This is a genomic window from uncultured Alistipes sp. (genome assembly GCF_949296715.1).
Taxonomy (GTDB): Bacteria; Bacteroidota; Bacteroidia; order Bacteroidales; family Rikenellaceae; genus Alistipes.
This window is the reverse complement of sequence record NZ_CASFQD010000037.1, coordinates 12885-28972: the sequence shown is the minus strand read 5'-3', so window position 1 is coordinate 28972 and position 16088 is coordinate 12885. Positions and strand designations below refer to the sequence as shown.

Annotated in this window: 12 protein-coding genes and 1 riboswitch; of the genes, 8 read left to right on the top strand and 4 right to left on the bottom strand. The window is 64.5% G+C overall.

The window, feature by feature from the left end; translation table 11 throughout:
* Positions 1-5 precede the first annotated feature (5 nt).
* Both Q1Y33_RS05505 and yidC read left to right on the top strand, forming a co-directional pair.
* Positions 6-1643 carry a CTP synthase gene (locus Q1Y33_RS05505; RefSeq protein ID WP_300798741.1) on the top strand — a complete coding sequence of 546 codons (1638 nt, stop codon included), beginning with the start codon at positions 6-8 and terminating at the stop codon, positions 1641-1643.
* A 31-nt stretch (positions 1644-1674) separates the two neighbouring features.
* Positions 1675-3618 (top strand): membrane protein insertase YidC, encoded by a 1944-nt coding sequence (gene yidC, locus Q1Y33_RS05500; RefSeq protein ID WP_300798740.1) that lies wholly within the window; start codon positions 1675-1677, stop codon positions 3616-3618.
* A gap of 549 nt (positions 3619-4167) precedes the next feature.
* Here yidC and Q1Y33_RS05495 read toward each other — a convergent pair.
* The 4 genes from Q1Y33_RS05495 to Q1Y33_RS05480 are packed head-to-tail and all read right to left on the bottom strand — an operon-like array spanning position 4168 to position 8919.
* Positions 4168-5028, bottom strand: a complete 861-nt coding sequence (locus tag Q1Y33_RS05495; RefSeq protein WP_300798739.1) for an alpha/beta hydrolase family protein — start codon at positions 5026-5028, stop codon at positions 4168-4170.
* A gap of 48 nt (positions 5029-5076) precedes the next feature.
* On the bottom strand, positions 5077-6276 hold the full coding sequence (locus Q1Y33_RS05490; protein ID WP_300798738.1) for a class I SAM-dependent rRNA methyltransferase: 1200 nt from the start codon (positions 6274-6276) through the stop codon (positions 5077-5079).
* Positions 6277-6284: 8 nt separating this feature from the next.
* Entirely contained in the window at positions 6285-6884 is a 600-nt protein-coding gene (locus Q1Y33_RS05485) for a 3'-5' exonuclease (RefSeq protein WP_300798737.1), read from the bottom strand.
* A 22-nt stretch (positions 6885-6906) separates the two neighbouring features.
* Entirely contained in the window at positions 6907-8919 is a 2013-nt protein-coding gene (locus tag Q1Y33_RS05480) for an ATP-dependent DNA helicase RecQ (protein WP_300798736.1), read from the bottom strand.
* 271 nt (positions 8920-9190) lie between these two features.
* Here Q1Y33_RS05480 and Q1Y33_RS05475 point away from each other — a divergent pair, with 271 nt between their 5' ends.
* The 6 genes from Q1Y33_RS05475 (at position 9191) to Q1Y33_RS05450 (ending at position 15720) form a co-directional block, all read left to right on the top strand.
* A complete protein-coding gene (locus Q1Y33_RS05475) occupies positions 9191-9460 on the top strand; it encodes a PqqD family protein (protein WP_300798735.1) in 270 nt (89 codons plus the stop codon).
* Complete coding sequence (locus tag Q1Y33_RS05470) at positions 9457-9876, top strand: hypothetical protein (protein ID WP_300798734.1); 420 nt, start codon at positions 9457-9459, stop codon at positions 9874-9876. Before Q1Y33_RS05475 ends, Q1Y33_RS05470 begins: the two co-directional genes overlap by 4 nt.
* A 129-nt stretch (positions 9877-10005) precedes the next feature.
* Positions 10006-10434, top strand: coding sequence for a transcriptional repressor (locus Q1Y33_RS05465; protein ID WP_300798733.1), 429 nt, complete (start codon positions 10006-10008; stop codon positions 10432-10434).
* 82 nt (positions 10435-10516) lie between these two features.
* The gene (locus Q1Y33_RS05460; protein ID WP_300798732.1) at positions 10517-12886 is read left to right on the top strand and encodes a TonB-dependent receptor; all 2370 of its coding nucleotides are present in this window, start codon (positions 10517-10519) and stop codon (positions 12884-12886) included.
* A 29-nt stretch (positions 12887-12915) separates the two neighbouring features.
* Positions 12916-13233 carry a cation transporter gene (locus Q1Y33_RS05455; RefSeq protein ID WP_300798731.1) on the top strand — a complete coding sequence of 106 codons (318 nt, stop codon included), beginning with the start codon at positions 12916-12918 and terminating at the stop codon, positions 13231-13233.
* 407 nt (positions 13234-13640) lie between these two features.
* Positions 13641-13850: riboswitch (cobalamin riboswitch) on the top strand.
* Positions 13851-13971: 121 nt separating this feature from the next.
* Positions 13972-15720, top strand: coding sequence for a hypothetical protein (locus Q1Y33_RS05450; protein ID WP_300798730.1), 1749 nt, complete (start codon positions 13972-13974; stop codon positions 15718-15720).
* Positions 15721-16088 lie beyond the last annotated feature (368 nt).

Below are 16088 nucleotides of genomic sequence, written 5' to 3'. Positions count from 1 at the left end.
CAATCATGAAAATTACCAAACCCAAGTACATATTCGTGACGGGCGGTGTGGCCTCGTCGCTCGGCAAGGGTATCATTTCTGCCTCGATCGCACGGCTGCTGCAGGCGCGCGGCTATACGGTGACGATTCAGAAACTCGACCCCTACATCAACGTCGACCCCGGAACGCTCAACCCCTACGAGCACGGCGAGTGCTACGTGACGGAGGACGGCGCCGAGACGGACCTCGACCTGGGCCACTACGAGCGCTTCACGAACCACCCGACCTCGAAGGCGAACAACGTCACGACGGGCCGCATCTACAAGAGCGTCATCGAGAAGGAGCGCAAGGGCGAATACCTGGGCAAGACCGTGCAGGTGATTCCGCACATCACCGACGAGATCAAGCGCCGCATCCAGCTGCTGGGCCAGACGAAGAAGTACGACATCATCATCACGGAGATCGGCGGTACGGTCGGCGACATCGAGTCGCTGCCCTTCATCGAGTCGGTGCGCCAGCTGCGCTACTCGCTCGGCTACCGCAATACGGCGCTCGTGCACCTGACGCTGATCCCCTACATGGCGGCGTCGGGCGAGCTGAAGACCAAGCCCACGCAGCACTCCGTCAAGGCGCTGCTCGAAAACGGTCTGCAGCCCGACATTCTCGTGCTGCGCACGGAGCATCCGCTGTCGACGGCCCTGCGGCGCAAGGTGGCGCTCTTCTGCAACGTCGACGCCAATGCCGTGATGGAGTCGATCGACGTGCCGACGATCTACGAGGTGCCGCTGCGCATGCACCAGCAGCATCTGGACGAGGTGGTGCTCGACAAGCTGAACCTCCCGTCGGAGAAGGAGCCCGACATGGCCGCCTGGAGCGCCTTCGTCGAGCGCGTCAAGCATCCGGGCCGCACAATCGAGATCGCGCTGGTGGGCAAGTACACCGAGCTGCCCGACGCCTACAAGTCGATCTGCGAGTCGTTCGTGCACGCCGGGGCGGTCAATGACTGCAAGGTCAAGCTGCGCTATGTCAACTCGGAGAAGGTGACGCCCGAAAACGTCGCCGAGCAGCTGGGACGCATGGCGGGCATTCTCGTGGCCCCGGGCTTCGGCAACCGCGGCATCGAGGGCAAGATCACGGCCGTGCGCTATGCCCGAGAGAACCGGATTCCGTTCCTCGGCATCTGCCTCGGCATGCAGTGTGCCGTCATCGAGTTCGCCCGCAACGTGCTGGGCATCGCCGATGCCAACTCGAGCGAGATGGAGCCTACGCCCCATCCGGTCATCGACCTCATGGAGGAGCAGAAGGGCATCACGGCCAAGGGCGGCACGATGCGTCTGGGCGCCTACCCGTGCGTGCTGCGCAAGGGTTCGCGCGTCGCCGCGGCCTACGGCAGGCTCAACATCTCGGAGCGTCACCGCCACCGCTACGAATTCAACAACGACTACCTCGCGCAGTTCGAGGCCGCAGGCATGCAGGCCGTGGGTGTCAACCCCGACACGAACCTCGTCGAGGTAATCGAGATTGCGGACCATCCGTGGTTCGTCGGCACGCAGTACCACCCCGAGTACCAGAGCACCGTCGAGAGCCCCTCGCCGCTGTTCGTGGCCTTTGTCCGGGCGGCGCTTGACCATGCCGGTGCCCCGGCCGCACAGGAGAAGAAATAATCACGCAAACAGAGAGTCTCAAAAACCGTAAATGGATAAAAAATCGATTATCGGCATTGCCGTCGTGGCGCTCCTCTTTTTCGGGTTCGCCTATTTGAATACTCAGGAACAGAAGAAATATCAGGAAGAGATGGCCGCCTGGCAGGCTTACCAGGATTCGGTAGCCCTGGCCACGCGCCCCGTTGTCCCCGTTGCGGACTCCGTGGCATTGACCGCGGGCGGCGTAGACCCGGTGCAGGCGGCCGAGGCGGCGCGTGAGCGCCGTGTTGCCGCGCTGGGCGAGTACCTCGCCGCGGCACGCGACGCCGAAGAGGAGCTGTTCGTTGTCGAGAACGACGTGATGGCGTTGACCTTCTCGACGCGCGGCGGACAGATCCGCGACGTCCTGCTGAAGGACTACACGAAGTATGCGCCGCGCGGCGAGCGCAACATCCCCGTTTCGCTGATGGACCCCGCGACGGCGCGTTTCGACCTGTCGTTCTACGTCAAGAACGGCCTGAACAACGTCAAGGTCAACACGATGGAGTATGTCTTCACCCCTTCGGCGGTGGAGACGACGGCCGACGGTGCGAAGGCGGTGCGCATGCGTCTTCCGATTTCGGAGACGGCGGCGCTCGAGTACGAGTACCTGATTTACGACACGAAGGCCCCGGCGCGCGACTACCTGGTCGATTTCGACGTGCGGCTGGTGAACATGGCCGCCGAGATGGCCAACCAGACCTCGATCGGCATCGACTGGTCGAACAGCTCCTACCAGAACGAGCGCGGCTTCAAGAACGAGAACATGTACACCACGGTGGCCTATCGCTTCCCGGGCGAGTCCTCGATCGAGGAGTTGAGCATGAGCGACGAGGAGCGCTCGAAGGAGATTACCACGTCGGTCAACTGGGTGGCCTTCAAGCAGCACTATTTCTCGTCGGTCTTCATCGCGCCGCAGAACCTCTCCTACGCCGACGTGGGCTTCACGACGGCGCAGCCCGGCTCGGGTTACATCAAGGATTTCTCGGCCCGCATGACCGTGCCCTACACGGCGCAGACCGAGGGGTATGACTTCGCCTTCTACTTCGGCCCGAACAAGTACTCGATTCTCAAGAAGGTGGGCGATACGGATGCCGCGGACGGCGACCTCTACCTCGAGCGGCTCATCCCGCTGGGGTGGGGCATCTTCGGCTGGATCAACCGCTGGTGCGTGATTCCGGTCTTCGATTTCCTGCGCAACTACATCCCGAGCTTCGGCGTCATCATCCTGATCCTGGCGGTGCTGGTTCGTCTGGTGATTTCACCGATGACCTACAAGAGCTATGTCTCGATGGCGAAGATGCGCCTGATCAAGCCGCAGGTCGACGAGCTGGCCAAGAAGTATCCCAAGCAGGAGGACGCCATGAAGCGGCAGCAGGCCACCATGGAGCTCTACAAGAAGGCGGGCATCAACCCCATGGGCGGCTGTATCCCGATGCTGATTCAGATGCCGATTCTGATTGCGATGTTCCGCTTCTTCCCGGCGTCGATCGAGCTGCGCGGGCAGTCGTTCCTCTGGGCCGGCGACCTGTCGTCGTATGACAGCGTGCTGGACCTGCCCTTCTCGATCCCCTTCTACGGGGACCACGTCTCGCTGTTCGCCCTGCTGATGGCCCTCTCGACCTTCGGCTACTCCTATTACAGCTACCAGCAGACGGCCTCGTCGCAGCCCCAGATGGCGGGCATGAAGTTCATGATGCTCTACCTCATGCCGCTCATGCTGCTGTTCTGGTTCAACGACTATTCGAGCGGTCTGTGCTACTACTACCTGCTCTCGAACCTGCTGACCATCGGGCAGACGCTCATTATCCGCCGCATGGTCGACGACACGAAGATCCAGGCCATCATGCAGGCCAATGCGGCCCGCAAGTCGAACGGCAAGAAGTCGAAGTTCCAGCAGCGCTACGAAGAGCTCCTGCGCCAGCAGGAGGCCCAGCAGCGCGCACGCCGCAAATAACGGCGGTCCTGCGGACTGTCGGCCGGGGATGCATCGCGATGCATCCCCGGCTTTTTTGTGCGGCGGGGCGGCTTTGTGCGGCGGCGGTGTGGTGTCGTAGCAGCGGTGAGCCGGTTGCGGACACGGTTGCCGTCGGTTGCGGGCGCCGACGACCCGGGGGATAACTCTTTTTCGCGTGTGGTGTTTGTTGTTGTGCGGCGCCTTTTGCCGAACCGTCGGTAAGGACCGCTCTGTCAAAAACAGGGTAATGATGCCATAAACAGCGGGAAGCACCCTGAAAAAGGATGCTTCCCGTTTGTTTGTCGGTGGGGTGGCGCGAGTGTTTGTCCGGTGGGGCAGTGCGAGTGGTTGTCGGCGTGGTTGTCGGAGTGGCGGCAGGGTGGCTGGTCGGATGGGTGGTGGAGCGGATGATTTTTTTTCGGCTGTCCGGTTCGTCGGAAGTCCGGCCGCACCGGCCCGGCTGGCTCCATCCCGGCTGGCTCCATCCCGGCTGGCCCCTTCGCGGCTGGTCTCCTCTCGGCTGCCCCCTTACTTTTTACCTTTCACTTTTCACTTTCTTTCGCCTTCCGCAAAGCCTTGCGAGATGAAGGTGAGAATCGGCTCGAGACCCGTGCGCCAGTAGTGCCACGTGTGGCCGCCGTCGCGCATGCGGTATTGCAGCGGGACGTTGCGCTCGCGCATGAGGGCGTAGAAGCGGATGTTGCACGAGTAGAGGAAGTCGTCGTCGCCGCAGTCCACCCACCAGCGCACGTTGCGCACGGCGTCGAGCTGCTCGTCGGAGAGCCCGCGCAGCAGCTTGACGGGCGAGTTGTCCACTACCGAGCGCACGAAGACATCCTCGTAGTTGCTTCCGTCGGGGAAGGCGTCCAGCAGGCCGCTCAACGGGCAGGCCGAGCCGAAGAGCCCGGGGTGCTTGATGGCGTAGGCGGCCGATCCGCCGCCGCCCATCGAGAGACCCGCGATGGCGCGGTGTGCGCGGTCGCCGCGGATGCGGTAGTGCTGCTCGACGGCGGGCAGGAACTCCTCGAAGAAGAAGCGTTCGTAGCTCCAGCCCGGCACGTCGAAGTATCCCATGTGGGGCCCGGCGTAGTTCTCGCCCTCGCCCGAGGCGTCGGGCATGACGATAATCATCCGGCAGGCCATGCCCTGCGCGATGGCGTCGTCGGCAATGCGCTGTACGTCGCCCTTTTCGGTCCAGTCGGTGTGGCATCCGTAGGCGCCGTGCAGCAGGTAGAGCACGGGGTATTGCTCCGTCGAGGCGTCGTAGCCCGCCGGGAGGTAGACCGTACACGTCTTTTCCGTGCCGAGGATCGTGCTCGGAACGGTGAAGGTCTCGATGCGGCTCTGCCCCTGAGCGAAGAGGGTCGTGCAGAGGAGCGTCAGCAGCGGTAACAGCAAGGTTTTTCTCATGTCTGGTCGTATGATTGGTTTTTTCTGTCCGGAGTGTGCGGCCGGTGCCTACTCGACGTAGAGCACCAGTCCCTTGAGGTATTCGCCTTCGGGGTGGTAGATGTTGATCGGGTGGTCGGCGGGCTGCGTCAGCTGGTGCAGGATGCGGACCTTGCGCCCGGCGATCGCCGCGGCCGAGAAGACCGTCGTGCGGAAGAGCTCCTTCGACACGGCCTGCGAGCAGGAGAAGGTGAAGAGGATGCCGCCCGGCCTGATTTGCGACAACGCCCGGGCGTTGAGGCGCTTGTAACCCTGCATGGCGTTGCCGAGCACCTTGTGGTGCTTGGCGAAGGCCGGCGGGTCGAGGATGATCAGGTCGTAGCGGTCGCCGATGTCGCGCAGATACTCCACGGCGTCGGCCGCCACCTCGGTGTGCGGGGCCCCGTCGCCGAAGTTCAGGCGCATGTTCTCCGTGGCGAGGGCCACGGCCCGCTCCGAGGAGTCCACCGAGCAGACCTCCTTCGCGCCGCCCGCCAGGGCGTAGACCGAGAAGCCGCCCGTGTAGCAGAAGGTGTTGAGCACGGTGCGTCCCTGCGCATAGCGTTTTACCAGCTCGCGGTTCTCGCGCTGGTCGAGGAAGAAGCCCGTCTTCTGCCCCTGCTCCCAGTTGACGAGGAACTGCTGTCCGTTTTCGAGCACGACCTGCTGCGGCTGCTCGGCCCGCCCCCAGAGGTAGCCGTCCACGGCTCCCGTGTCGGCCTTGTAGGGGAGTGTCTGCGACGACTTGTCGTAGATGGCCGTGAGCCGTTCGCCGTAGACCGTGCGGAGCGCCGCGGCGATCTCCATGCGGGCGCGGTACATGCCCACCGAGTGGCACTGGACGACGGCCGTCGTGCCGTAGATGTCCACGACGAGGCCCGGCAGCGAGTCGCCCTCGCCGTGCACGAGGCGGTAGCACGTCGTCGCGGCGTTCTGCGTGAGCCCCAGCGTGCGGCGCACGTCGTGCGCCACGGCGATGCGCTGCTCCCACCAGGCGCCGTCGACCGGCTCGCGCTCGAACGACAGTACGCGCACGGCGATCGAGCCGATCTGGTAGTGGCCCCGGGCGATGAACTCGCCCGCATGGGTGTAGACCTCGACGAGGGCCCCTTCGGCGATCTCGGACTCCTCCTCGGCCTTGATGTAGTCGATGGCCCCGGAGAAGATCCACGGATGACGGCGCAGGAGCGACTCCTCCTTGCCGCGGCGCAGGTAAATACGCGGTATCATGGTTTCTGTCATTTGATTTTCGGTGTGTGTTGCAGCCGCTCGTAGATCTGCGTGCAGACCCAGGCGTCGGTGGCGGCGTAGAGCTGCTGCTTGGGCGTGAGCGTCGCCGCCTCCCAGTTGCTCAACCGCTGGGCCTTCGAGACGCGCATGCCCAGCACGATGGCCGAGAGCTTGCGCAGGCTCTTCTCCCCGATGCCCCATTCGGGTGCGAGGGCCTGCAGGTCGATGAACCCGCCGTCGTGGAAGCGCCGCAGCTGCCGGAGCGAGCGCAGGTCGCCGGCCACGTCGGCGCCGACCTTCAGCACCTCGCGCGATTCGAGCAGCCGCAGGATGGGCCGCGCGAGCGGTATCTTGTTGAGCCGGAAGAGGTAGCAGCGATCCGCCGACGAGAGCTGCAACAGCGACACGCGGTAGGTGACGCCCTGCTGGAACGAGGGGCGCGTCTCGGTGTCGAAGCCTACGATCGGCTGCTGCATGAGGTATTGGCAGGCGTCTTCGATGTCGCGTTCGCGCTCGACAAGGCGGATTTCGCCCTGGAATTCGATGGCGGGGAGCAACGCGGTCTCTTCGTTGCTTATCTTGTCTGTGAAGCGGTTTTCGGTACTCATCCGGATGAAGGTTCCCGCAAAATTACGCAATTATTTCCAATTTTCCATTGCTGCCCGTGGCGATTTTGCCCTCGGCAAGCAACTCGCGCGCCGCTTCGGCGATCCGTTCGGGCGAGGCGGCCAGTTCGTCGGCCAGTGTGCGGGGGTCGGCTGCGCCGTGCGACAGCCGTTCGAGCAGGCGGGTGCGCAACGTTCCGGCCGCTGCGGCGTGTTCCGTCGGGGCGGTTCCTGCCGTTGCTGCGGGCTCCGACGGTGGTGCGGCCGGGCCGGCGCTTCCGGTCGAGGCATTTTCTGCCGCGGCGGCCCGTTTGGCGGCGCGGCGGCGGGCCAGGCAGATGTCGCAGACGCCGCACGGCCCGGCCGGTTCGGTGCCGAAGTAGCGTTCGAGCACCGTGCTGCGGCACTCCTCTTCGTTCGAGGCGTAGGCGAGCATCCGCTCGAAGCGCTCGCGCATGAGCTGCTGCCGCAGCCGGTAGGTCTCGGGGGCGATATAGAGGTCGGCGCGCGGCAGCCGCTCCTCGTTCATGAAGAGCAGCGGCGAGCGGTTCGACGGGATGTAGCGGATCACGCGCAGCATCCACAGCCGCTTGAGCAGCTCCTTGACCCGCTCGACGGTGTAGCCGCTCCAGGTCGCCAGCTCGCCCTCGTCGATGGGGCGGAACTCGGTGAAGACGCCGTTGTAGAGGCGCAGCAGCGTGCGGATGAAGTGGTCGAGCTCGTCGCGCTGCACGCGCAGGCGGTAGAGGTCGTCGCGGCTTACGCAGAACATCACCCGCGCGGGGTTCTCCTGCGCGTCGGTCAGCGTCATGTAGCCGTTCTGCTGGAGGAGCTTCAGGGCGCTGGAGACCGTCCCGGCGTAGAGGTGCTCGCGGGCGCAGAAGTCGTGGATGTTGAACAGAAAGGTGGCGTCGGCTCCCTCGCCGATGCCGATGCGCAGGTAGTTGCAGACCTTCTCGTAGATATCCTTCACGCGCTCGAGCGGCGGGAACTCCTGTTCGAAACGGCGGATCGTGCGCTCGCCGTCGTCGGCCGCGACGAGCAGCAGGGCATAGGCGCGTGCGCCGTCGCGCCCGGCGCGTCCGGCCTCCTGATAGTAGCTTTCGAGCGAGTCGCACATCGAGTAGTGGACGACGAAGCACACGTCGGGCTTGTCGATGCCCATGCCGAAGGCGTTGGTCGCGACCATCACCCGCACGCGGCCCGCGATCCACTCCTCCTGGCGCTGCGACCGCTCGGCGTGGCCCAGCCCGCCGTGGTAGGCCGCGGCCGGGATGCCCTCCTGCCGCAGCAGGTCGGCGATCTGCTCCGTCGCTTCGCGCGTGCGCACGTAGACGATGCCCGAGCCCGGGACGTTGTGCACGAGGCGCAGCAGCTGGCCGTTCTTGTCGTCCGTGCGGCGGACGCTGTACGAGAGGTTGGGCCGCGCGAAGCTGCTGCGCAGGATGTGTGCTTCGGGAAATTTCAGGTGGCGCATGATGTCCTCGGCGACGCGTCCGGTGGCCGAGGCCGTGAGGGCCAGTACCGGGACGCCCGGCAGGCGTTCGCGCAGTTCGGCGATGCGCAGGTACGAGGGGCGGAAGTCGTAGCCCCACTGCGAGATGCAGTGGGCCTCGTCGACGGCGATGAGCGAGACGTTCATGCGCACGACGCGCAGGCGGAAGGCCTCCGAGGTGAGCCGCTCGGGGGCGACGTAGAGGAACTTCACGTCGCCGTAGACGCAGTTGTCCAGCGCGATGTCGATCTGCCGCGGCGAGAGCCCCGAGTGGATGGCCGCGGCCGGGATGCCCCGCGCGCGCAGGCGGTCCACCTGGTCCTTCATCAGGGCGATGAGCGGCGTGACGACAACGGCCAGTCCGTCGCGGGCCATCGTCGGCACCTGGTAGGTGAGCGACTTGCCGCCGCCGGTGGGCATCAGCGCCAGCGTGTCGCGCCCCTGCATGACGGAGAGGATGATCTCCCGCTGCACGGGGCGGAACTCCCTAAAGCCCCACCAGCGGGTGAGGGCGGCGTATATCTTCTCCTCGGCGGATTCCATGATACAAAGGTAGCGATTTTGCCGCGGATTCCCGCCGTCCGGCAGGCCTTTTTCGTGCGGGATGTGCCCCGCGATGCGGTGCGGGGCGTTTCGGCCCTCACCGCCTGCGGCGCGGGTCCGTCCGCATGTTGCGCGGCCCTGTCCGCCTGCGGCGCGGGTCTGTTTGCCTGCTGTTGCGGAGCCGGGCGCGGCGGCCGGAGCGAAAAAATTAGGCTTTTTCCGAAATTTTGCGTACATTTGCGGCATGCCGGAGCAACCGGTGTCACGAAAGATGAAGATTGACCCCAAATACAAGGTGCGCGAGCTGGCCGGCGAACACGTGGTCGTCGTGCAGGGCGCATACGGCGCCGACATGACGCGTCTGGTGGCGCTCAACGAGTCGTCGCGTTATCTGTGGGAGAAGCTCCGCGGCCGCGAATTCGACCTCGACGACGTGGTCTCGCTGCTCGTGGAGCGTTACGAGGTCGACGAAGAGACGGCCCGGCGCGATGCCGGGGCGTGGATGTCCCGCCTCGCGGAATGCGGCGTACTGGAGCAATGAAACCCCGCGGATACATAGCGCTGCTGTTGCTGACCCTCTACCTTGCGGCGGTCGGCACGCCGGCGTATGTCTCCCTTACGTGCAAGTGCAAGACGCCGCGCGAGGCGCTGCTGCACACCGGCTGCACCTGCTGCGACCATACGAACGACCTTCCCGCCGCACGCGCCGACATCACGGCGCCCTGCTGCGGCACCCACCATTCGACGGATATCGCCCTCTATACCGGTTCCGGATCGGACCATGAGCGGCTTGTGCGCTGCGCGGTCCTGACCCTGCCGCCCGCCATCCTGGCGTCGTGCGGTTCCGTTCCCGTCTTTGAAACCCGTGCCGACCGGCTGGTCGGCCGCGACGTGCCCCCGCTGCGCGACGGCCATGTCTGCCGTGCGGGGCTGCGCGCCCCGCCCGTCCAGGGCTGACCGCCGCATGCGGTCCGCCGGGTACGGCCCGGCCGGATGTCGGAATGACGTCCCTGTTTTCCCTGACCATTCATTTATCATTCACCATCCGACGGACACGTTGTTCACGCAGCGTGCAGTTTGCAGACCATGAGTCACTCGCATTGCGAAGAGGTGCTCGAAGCCCACGGCATACGTCCCACGGCTCTCCGCATCCTGGTGCTGGAGGCGATGGAGACTTTCCGTGACACCTTCAGTCTGGCCGACCTGGAGACCGCAACCGACGGTCTCGACCGGTCGTCGATTTTCCGTGCGCTGACCCTCTTTGCCGAACACCACCTGCTGCATGTCATCGACGACGGCAGCGGCGCCACGAAGTACTGCGTCTGCCACAACGACCATGCGTGCCGGATTGAGGAGATGCACTGCCACTTCCATTGCGAAACCTGCGGCCGCACCTTCTGCCTGGACCATACGCACGTTCCGGTGATCCGCTATCCGGCGGGATACGACGTGCGTCGGATCAATTACCTCATAACGGGTCTCTGTCCCGACTGCCGCAGCAAGCGGCAGGAGTGATTGCGGCGGGGTGGGGCAGTTTGCAACCGGGTTGCAAACCGTTTGCGCTACCTTTGTCCGCGGAAAAAACAGAAGAAATACCATGAAACGAACTCTATTCCTTGTTTCGGCCTTTGCGCTGCTGGCGGTCTCCGCAGCGGCGCAGGATGTGCGCGGTGTCGTGCGCGATACGGAAGGGCAGCCGCTTGTCGGTGCCTCGGTCTACTGGGCCGGTACGACAATCGGCGCGAGTGCCGATGCCGACGGTGCCTTCCTGCTGCACCGCGTGAAGAACTACGACCGCCTCGTGGCGTCGTATCTGGGATATGTCAACGACACGCTCCGCGTGGAGAGCGGCACGGAGCACGTCGAGATGGCGCTGCGCGCCGAGGGCGTGGCACTGGAGGATGTTGTCGTCGAGGGCAACCTCTCGGGCAACTTCGTCAAGCGCGAGGGCATCCTCAAGAACGAGATGATCTCCTTTGCGGGCCTCTGCAAGATGGCCTGCTGCAACCTGGCCGAGTCGTTCGAGAACTCGGCGTCGGTGACCGTCGGCTACAGCGACGCCATTTCGGGCGCGCGGCAGATCAAGATGCTGGGTCTGGCCGGCACCTACACGCAGATTCTCGACGAGAACCGCCCCATCATGCGGGGCTTGAGCGCCCCCTACGGATTGAGCTATACGCCCGGCATGTGGCTCAACTCGATCCAGGTGTCGAAGGGCGTTTCGTCGGTGACGGCCGGACACGAGGCCATCACGGGCCAGATCAACCTCGAGCACCGCAAGCCGACCGATGACGAGCGGCTCTTCGTGAACCTCTACCTCGACGACGAGCTGCGCCCCGAGGCCAACATCTCGACGGCTTTCCCCGTGACGCGCGACAAGAAGCTCTCGAGCGTCATCCTGCTGCACGGCTCGATGGATACCGACGCCCGGAAGATGGACCACAACCACGACGGCTTCCGCGACCTGCCCAAGTCGGACCAGATCAACGTCGCCAACAAGTGGCTCTATGCCGCCGACAACGGCACGCAGGTGCGCTGGGGCTGGAAATTCGTGCAGGAGAACCGCCTGGGCGGCATGCTCGGCTACGAGAACACGGCCTCGATGCGCGAGGCGATGGCCGCGGACTGGGACTGGGAGCAGCGCGGCGAGCGTATGCCCCTCTACGGATCGCACATCCGCAACCGCAACGCCAACGGCTACCTGAAGATCGGCATGCCGGTCGGTCCGGCGGTCTACGACGCCGACGAGCAGGACGAGATGCGTTCGAACCTGGCCTTCGTCGCCGACTTCGACCACTTCGACGAGGAGGCCTACTTCGGGCTGAACGGCTATGACGGCAATCAGAATTCGCTGTCGCTCAATCTGATGTACAACCACTACTTCTCCTACCGTTCGTCGGTGAACGTCGGCGTGCAGGCCCATCTGGACTCCTACCGCGAGGGGCTCGACAACCGCACGCCCTGGATCGACGGCTCGCAGCAGCTCTATGACTTCGACCGCGACGAACAGGAGGCGGGGCTCTATGCCGAGTACACCTACTCCGTGAAGGAGAAACTCTCGGTCGTCGCGGGCGTGCGCGGCGACTACAACGCCTTCTACGACCGCTGGTTCCTCACGCCGCGCGGCCACCTGAAGTGGAACATCACCCCCACGACGACGCTGCGCGCCTCGGCCGGTCTGGGCTACCGCTCGACGAACGTCATCACGGACAATATCGGCATGCTCGCGACGGGGCGGCAGATCCGCTTCGTGGAGTTCCGCGACGGCGTGCCGGCCTACGACGGGCGGTTCGCCGATTTCGACCGCATGGAGAAGGCCCTGACGCTGGGCGGCAGCCTGACGCAGACCTTCACGCTCGTGCAGGCCGACGACGCGACGTTGAGCTTCGACTACTTCCGCACGCAGTTCTACCACTCGGTGGTGGCCGACCAGGAGTACGATCCCACGCAGATTCTGCTCTACACGTCGGACGGCCGTTCCTATACGGATACCTATCAGGTCGACTTCTCGTGGTCGCCCGTCGAGCGGCTCGACATCTTCGCCACGTTCCGCTATACGGACAGCGAGATGACGATCCGGCGTCCCGACGGCCGCATGGCACGTGTCGAGCGTCCGCTGGTCAGCCAGTACAAGACACTGCTCAACATCCAGTATGCCACGAAGTTCCGCCGCTGGGTCTTCGATGCTACGGCGCAGCTCAACGGCCCGGCCCGCATCCCGACGCAGACGGGCGACCTGGCCGATGACAGCTACTCGCCGCGCTATCCGATGTTCTTCGCGCAGGTGAGCCGCAAGGTGGGCAAGTTCGACATCTACGTCGGCTGCGAGAACATCGCCGACTACCGGCAGAAGGACCCGATCCTCAACGCCTCGAACCCCTATTCGGCGCAGTTCAACTCGATGAATGTCTGGGGTCCGCTCATGGGCCGGAAGTTCTATGCCGGTCTGCGCTTCAACCTCTATTGATTACCGAAACCTTAAAATAACGAAGCAAGATGAAAAAAATCGCAATGCTCTGCCTCGCCCTACTGCTGGGCGCAGGCGTATCCCTGGCGGCGAAACCGGCCGCACAGAAAAAGACCGTGACGACGGTCTTCACGACCGACATTGACTGCGAACACTGCGTCAACAAGATCATGAACAACGTGCCGTCGCTCGGCAAGGGGATCAAGGACGTGCAGGTCGATCTGCAGAAAAAGGAGGTGACCGTCGTCTACGACGCCTCGAAAAACAGCGACGAGAATATCGTCAAGGGCTTTGCCTCGCTCAAGGTGCAGGCCGAGCCGAAGAAGACCGAAACCGACGGCAAGTAGCCGTCGTGCGGGTTTGTTATCGGAAGAGGGGAGTGCCGCAGGGCATTTCCCTCTTTTTCTCGGACCGAATCCTCCCGAATCCTCCCGAATCCTCCCAGCCTCCCAGCTTCTCGACTTCCCGACTTCCCGATCCTTTCCGGCTTTTTCCGGCGCTTTCCCGCGCGTTCCGGCCTTTTCCGATGCTTCCCGCCTGGTCTTGCCTCCCTTGCTTCTCACGCTCTCCCTTTCCGGCTGCCGGCTGCCTGCCGTCCGTTGCAGTGACGGTTTCGTGCCGACGTGGCTGGCTGCGGCGGATCGGGTGGGGCGGGGAATGCCCGTGCGGCGGGAACGTTTTTCCCCGATGTCGGGGAAGCAGAGCGAAAAGGACGGATTTTCGCACGGATGTTTGGAAATATGCCGGAAATGGCTACCTTTGCCCCGCAAACGGTTCCCTCGCGGCGCGGCCGCAGGGATTAAAAGGGAATGCAGTGCAAGTCTGCAACAGTTCCCGCTGCTGTGAGTTTCGTCCCGGATGTTCCGGGCTGTCGTCGCGACAATCTTTCGCCACTGACCTTGCGGTCGGGAAGGCGTCGCGCCGGAAACAAGTCAGAAGACCTGCCTTTGCCTGTGTCGAGCGCAAGCCTGCGGAGAACGGGCGGAGTGAGGATCGGACTCGTTCCCGGTTTTTTCTGTTCCGAATGTTCCTGAAGGCGGCGCCGACGGTGCGGTGAACGCCTAACCTTTTAATTGTACAGGAATATGAAGAAAATCTTGGTGCTTTTTTCGGCCGCGCTGACGGCCCTGCTTCCGACTTCGTGCCGCAAGTCGGAGCCCAATCCCGAAAAGCCGCTTCCGGCTTCCGTCACGATTGCGGAGGTGATGCCCGCCAAACGGGCGGTGAGCTTTACGCTGAATCCGACGAATGCCGTGCGGGTGTTCTACTGTTGCGTGCCGCAGGGCGAAGCGCCCGCCGGGTCGGCCTGGGTGTCGCGTGAAGCCTCGGCCCCCGTGCAGCTTACCGTCGAGAACCTCGAGACCGGCACGGCCTATACGCTGCAGGCCCGTGCCGAGAACGCCAAAGGTGTGGCAAGTGAGGTTGTGACGCACGATTTCGAGACGCTGCGCCTGCCGTCACTTGCCGTGGGCGACATTGCGGCGACGGCCGAAGGGGCCGAGGTCCGGGTGACGACGGCTGATGCGCTGCGTCTGTGCTGGGCCTGCGTTCCGGCCGCAGCGGCCGATCCGACGGAGTTTGCGGAGGTGGAGGCCGGGGCCGGAATGACGGTGCAGGTCAGCGGCCTCGCGCCCGATACGGAATACCGTTTCTGCGCCTATGCGGCCGATGCCGATTCGCGCAGCGACCTCGCGGTGAAGAGCTTTCGCACGGAGGCTCCCGCAGCTACCGACTTGAGTGCCGCCGGGACGGCCAACTGTTACGTGGTGACGGCGCCGGGCGTCTACTCCTTTGCCGCCGATGTCCGCGGCAACGGCGTCAGCTCGAACAGCGACAAGGAGAGCAAACTCTTCGACGCGGCGATCGCCGTCGGTGCGGACTGGAGTGCCGACTGGTTGTGGGCGAGTGCCGAGGGGCTGGTCTCGGACGTCGTCCTCGATGCCGCCTCGAAACGCATCCGCTTCGAAGCCTCCGCACAGCGGGGCAATGCGGTCATTGCCCTGTTCGACGGTGCACGGCAGCTCGTGTGGAGCTGGCACATCTGGATGACGGACGATCCGTCGGTGAAGCTCGTGAGCGGCTCCTCGCCCCAGTATCAGTTCCTCGACCGCAACGTGGGGGCCACCTCGACGGCCGTCGACGACGTGGCGTCGTTCGGATTCTTCTACCAGTGGGGGCGCAAGGACCCCTTCATCGCCGCTTCGGCGCCGGTCAATCCCGACGGTGCGGCGATCCCCGACGGAGAGGCTTTCCGGACAGCGATGGAGGGTGCCTGCGTCTTCAACGCGGCCCGCACGACGGGGTGGACGACCCTGCGCAACGACGATGCGGCCATTGCCGCGGGGCAGTCGGTCGAGTATGCCGCGGCCCATCCGATGACCTTCATCACCTACGGGACACAGGTCGGAACGAGCGGTGTCGGGGCGTGGTTCAACGACGACAACGTGCAGTATGCCGAACTGTGGGGCTACGATTTCGTCAACCGCACGAACCGCAAGACGATGTTCGACCCCTGCCCGCCGGGATACAAGGTGCCGGGATGGTATCAGGAGGTGATGGCCGACGCCGGCAAGACGACGCTGGTCGAGACGGGAGCCTACCAGTCGCGCACCTACAACGGCGGTTACTGGCCCGCGCAGGGCTACCGCACGGATGGCGGACGCCTGTCGAACGTGGGACGCTACGGCTACTACTGGTCGGCATGCAGCTATAACCACAACTATCCGGCGCAGGGCTACAAGGGGTACATGCTCTACTGGTATTCGCGTGCCGTAAGCAACAACAACGCCCAGAACGAGGCCATCGGCGGCAATATCCGCTGCATCCGCGAATAGCGGGGACGGCAGCGGGCCGCAGTCGGGGCCGCCGCTCCGAGGCGGTGCGGCAGCAAAACGAGGGAGGCAGAATCCGGATTCTGCCTCCCTCGCTCTCTGTCGGCGGGTGCTGCCTTCTGCCCGGTTGCTTCCGCCGGTCCTCCCGGGCTTCGTCCCGCTTCCTTTCCGACGGTCCTCCCGGGGCTCGCCCCGTTTTTCCCGCCGGTGTTTCCGAGTCTCGCCCCGCTTCCTTTCCGACGGTCCTCCCGGGGCTCGCCCCGTTTTTCCCGCCGGTGTTTCCGAGTCTCGCCCCGCTTCCTTTCCGACGGTCCTCCCGGGGCTCGCACCGTTTCCTTTCCGGCGGTCTTTCAGGTCTCGTGCCGTTCCCT